General features: G+C 69.6%; 3 protein-coding genes. 1 reads left to right on the top strand and 2 read right to left on the bottom strand.

What is annotated here, in order from left to right:
- Positions 1 to 442: 442 nt before the first annotated feature.
- Together WBP48_RS10510 and WBP48_RS10505 are read right to left on the bottom strand one after the other, a co-directional pair.
- Positions 443 to 715, bottom strand: a complete 273-nt coding sequence (locus tag WBP48_RS10510; protein WP_424440026.1) for an acyl-CoA carboxylase subunit epsilon — start codon at positions 713 to 715, stop codon at positions 443 to 445.
- Positions 712 to 2,328, bottom strand: a complete 1,617-nt coding sequence (locus tag WBP48_RS10505; protein ID WP_424440023.1) for an acyl-CoA carboxylase subunit beta — start codon at positions 2,326 to 2,328, stop codon at positions 712 to 714. Before WBP48_RS10505 ends, WBP48_RS10510 begins: the two co-directional genes overlap by 4 nt.
- 211 nt (positions 2,329 to 2,539) lie before the next feature.
- On the opposite strand from WBP48_RS10505, the gene WBP48_RS10500 reads away from it, so the two are divergent.
- Positions 2,540 to 3,160: biotin--[acetyl-CoA-carboxylase] ligase (locus tag WBP48_RS10500; RefSeq protein ID WP_424440020.1), on the top strand; the 621-nt coding region annotated here is incomplete at its 3' end.

Raw genomic sequence — 3,160 nt, 5'->3', positions numbered from 1 at the left:
GCGTGCCCCGGCCTTCGCGGACCGACGCGCGACTGAATCGCCCGGAGGCCGTGCGCGTGCCCCGGCCTTCGCGGACCGACGCGGCGGGCTGAAGAAGGAGGCGAGGGGCGGCGAAGCCGCCCGCCCCTCGCCTGGCGAGCGGTTACCCGAAAACCGGCTCGCGAGGGCTGAGCGCGCCGAAACAGCGCGGTCAGCCGAACGCAGAAGCGTTCCAGCGGATCCAGTCTGACGCGTCCACCTCGCTGTGTCTGTAGGTATTTTGGGGGACAAGCTGAGCCGGTCGGGGTCGGAACCGTGACGCTCGCCGGAGCCGCCGGGTCATCGGCGGGTCGCAGTTGGTCGCTATCCCAGACGTGTTGCGACCATTTGCGACCCCGCGGCTCCACCCGACAGGGTGCGCGACATGATCACGTCTTGATGCTCTGCGAGCATCAAGACGTGATCACCCGGCGAAGCGGCCCCAGGCGATGTCGCGGCGCAGCGGTGGGCGGAGACCTCGGGCGGCGATCTGCCAAGCAGACGGCCGCGGCGCGTCGTCGGCGACGGCGTCGGCGGCCTCGCGCGCGTAGGCCTCCGTCACGACGGCGATGACGGCGGCGAGCTCCTCCGGTGTCGGATCGCCTCGCAGGACGTCGACATGCACGGCATCCGCCTCCGCACCCCACTCCGGGTTCGCGACCGGGTTCGCCCCCGGGGCCCCCTCTACGCGGCTCATAGCGGGATGTTACCGTGCTTCTTCGCCGGCAGGCTGGCGCGCTTTCCACGCAGCGACCGCAGAGCCTTCGCGACGGCGACACGGGTCTGCGCGGGCTCGATGATGCCGTCGAGCTCTCCGCGTTCGGCGGCGAGGAAGGGGGAGGCGACGTTGTACGTGTACTCGTTCGCCAGCCGAGTGCGGACGGCGGCGACGTCCTCGCCCGCCTCCTCGGCCTTGCGGATCTCCCCGCGGTACAGGATATTGACGGCGCCCTGGCCGCCCATCACGGCGATCTCGGCCGTCGGCCAGGCGAGGTTGATGTCCGCCCCCAGCTGTTTGGAGCCCATGACGATGTACGCCCCGCCGTAGGCCTTGCGCAGGATCACGGTCACGAGGGGCACGGTCGCCTCGGCGTAGGCGTACAGCAGCTTCGCGCCGCGGCGGATGACGCCGGTCCATTCCTGGTCGGTACCGGGCAGGTAGCCCGGCACGTCGACGAGGGTGAGGATGGGGATCGAGAAGGCGTCGCAGAACCGCACGAAGCGGCTCGCCTTCTCGCCCGCCTCGATGTTGAGCGTCCCCGCCATCTGCGACGGCTGGTTCGCGATGACGCCGACGGTGCGGCCTTCGATCCGCCCGAGCCCGATGACGATGTTCGGCGCGAACAGCGGCTGAACCTCCAGGAACTCGCCGTCGTCGACGACGTGCGAGATCACCTGATGGATATCGTAGGGCTGGTTCGCGGAGTCGGGGATGAGGCTGTTGAGTGTGCGGTCGGCATCCGTCGTCTCCCATTCGAACCCGTTCTCGTACGAGGGGACGTCGGCCATGTTGTTGTCGGGAAGATAGCTGATCATGCTGCGCACGTAGTCGATCGCGTCGTCTTCGTCCTCGGCGAGGTAGTGCGCGACACCGGAGCGCGTGTTGTGCGTGTAGGCGCCGCCGAGTTCCTCCATGCCGACGTCCTCGCCCGTGACGGTCTTGATGACGTCGGGGCCGGTCACGAACATCTGACTCGTCTTGTCGACCATCACGACGAAGTCGGTGAGGGCGGGGGAGTAGACGGCGCCACCCGCGGCGGGACCCATGATGATCGAGATCTGCGGGATGACGCCGGATGCCGCGGTGTTCAGACGGAAGATCTCGCCGTACTTTCCGAGGGCGACGACGCCTTCCTGAATGCGGGCGCCGCCCGAATCCAGGATGCCGATGATCGGTATGCCGCCGCGCAGCGCGAACTCCATGACCTTGATGATCTTGTCGCCGGCGACCTCGCCGAGCGAACCGCCGAAGGTCGTGAAGTCCTGCGCGTAAACGGCGACGGTGCGGCCGTGGATCGTGCCGACGCCGGTGACGACGGAGTCACCGTAGGGGCGCGAGCGGTCCATGCCGAACGCGGTCGTCCGGTGACGCACATATTCGTCGAGCTCGACGAACGAACCCGGATCCACGAGCAGCTCGATGCGCTCGCGCGCTGTCATCTTGCCCTTGGCGTGCTGCTTCTGCTGAGCGACGGCCTCGGCGTCGACGATCGCCTCCTGATACCGCGCGCGGAGGTCGGCGATCTTGCCGGCGGTCGTGGACAGGTCGGGCTGCGCGGGCTGCGGGGGCTGGGCTGGCTGCTCTGGCACGCCTTCCACCCTAGCGAGCGGTGCCCCGCGCGCGTTGGGGGACATCAACAACGAGAATCGCGATCCGCTGTGGGTCGCCCACGCTGCCGCGATCGCCGAGCGCGCCGGTTGCTGCCGAACGTACCGGTTGCTGCCCGCACACAACCAGCTCACTCGCGCGCAACCAGCACACTCGGCGGGCCCGCGCAGCGCTCGGGCGTAGGGTGGCCGCATGTCGACTCCGCCCGAGGGATTCCCGCTGGCCGCCGCCGTCTCGCCCCGCGTTCACGTCATCGACACCGTCGACTCCACGAACGCGAAGCTGCTGCGCAACGCGGCCGACGACCCCGCCGGTCACCCGCATCTGTCGGTCGTGGTGACCCGCGATCAGCGTGCGGGGCGCGGACGTCTCGACCGAACGTGGACCACGCCGCCCGGCTCCGCACTCGCGGCGTCGATACTGCTGCGGGTCGGCGCGGTGGCGACGCACGACCGGGGTTGGATTCCGCTCGTCGCCGGCGCGGCGATGGCGGATGCCGTCGTGGCACAGCTTCCCGGCCACGTCGTGCGGCTCAAGTGGCCGAACGATGTGCTCGTCGACGGTCTGAAGATCAGCGGCATCCTCGCCGAGGTGCTGCCGAGTGACCCGCACGCCGTCGTGCTGGGAGCCGGCATCAACACGACGATGGCGAAGGTCGATCTGCCGGTGCCGACGGCGACGTCCTTTGCGGCGCTGGGCGCACGCGCGGACGAGGACCGACTGCTCGCGGACTTCGTCGCAGGGCTCCGCGACCGGATCGCGCAGCTTGCGGTCGGCGGCGGAACCGCCGTCGCCGACGACGTCGCGGCGCAC

Origin of the sequence: Microbacterium sp. (genome assembly GCF_049661145.1) — a bacterium.
Classification (GTDB): Bacteria; Actinomycetota; Actinomycetes; order Actinomycetales; family Microbacteriaceae; genus Microbacterium.
Note: the sequence above shows the minus strand (reverse complement) of the source record. Positions and strands in the feature narration are given on the sequence as shown.

Bases quoted from the DNA above. Each gene is read 5' to 3' on its own strand.
- WBP48_RS10510 (WP_424440026.1), bottom strand. From the start codon at position 715: ATGAGCCGCGTAGAGGGGGCCCCGGGGGCGAACCCGGTCGCGAACCCG.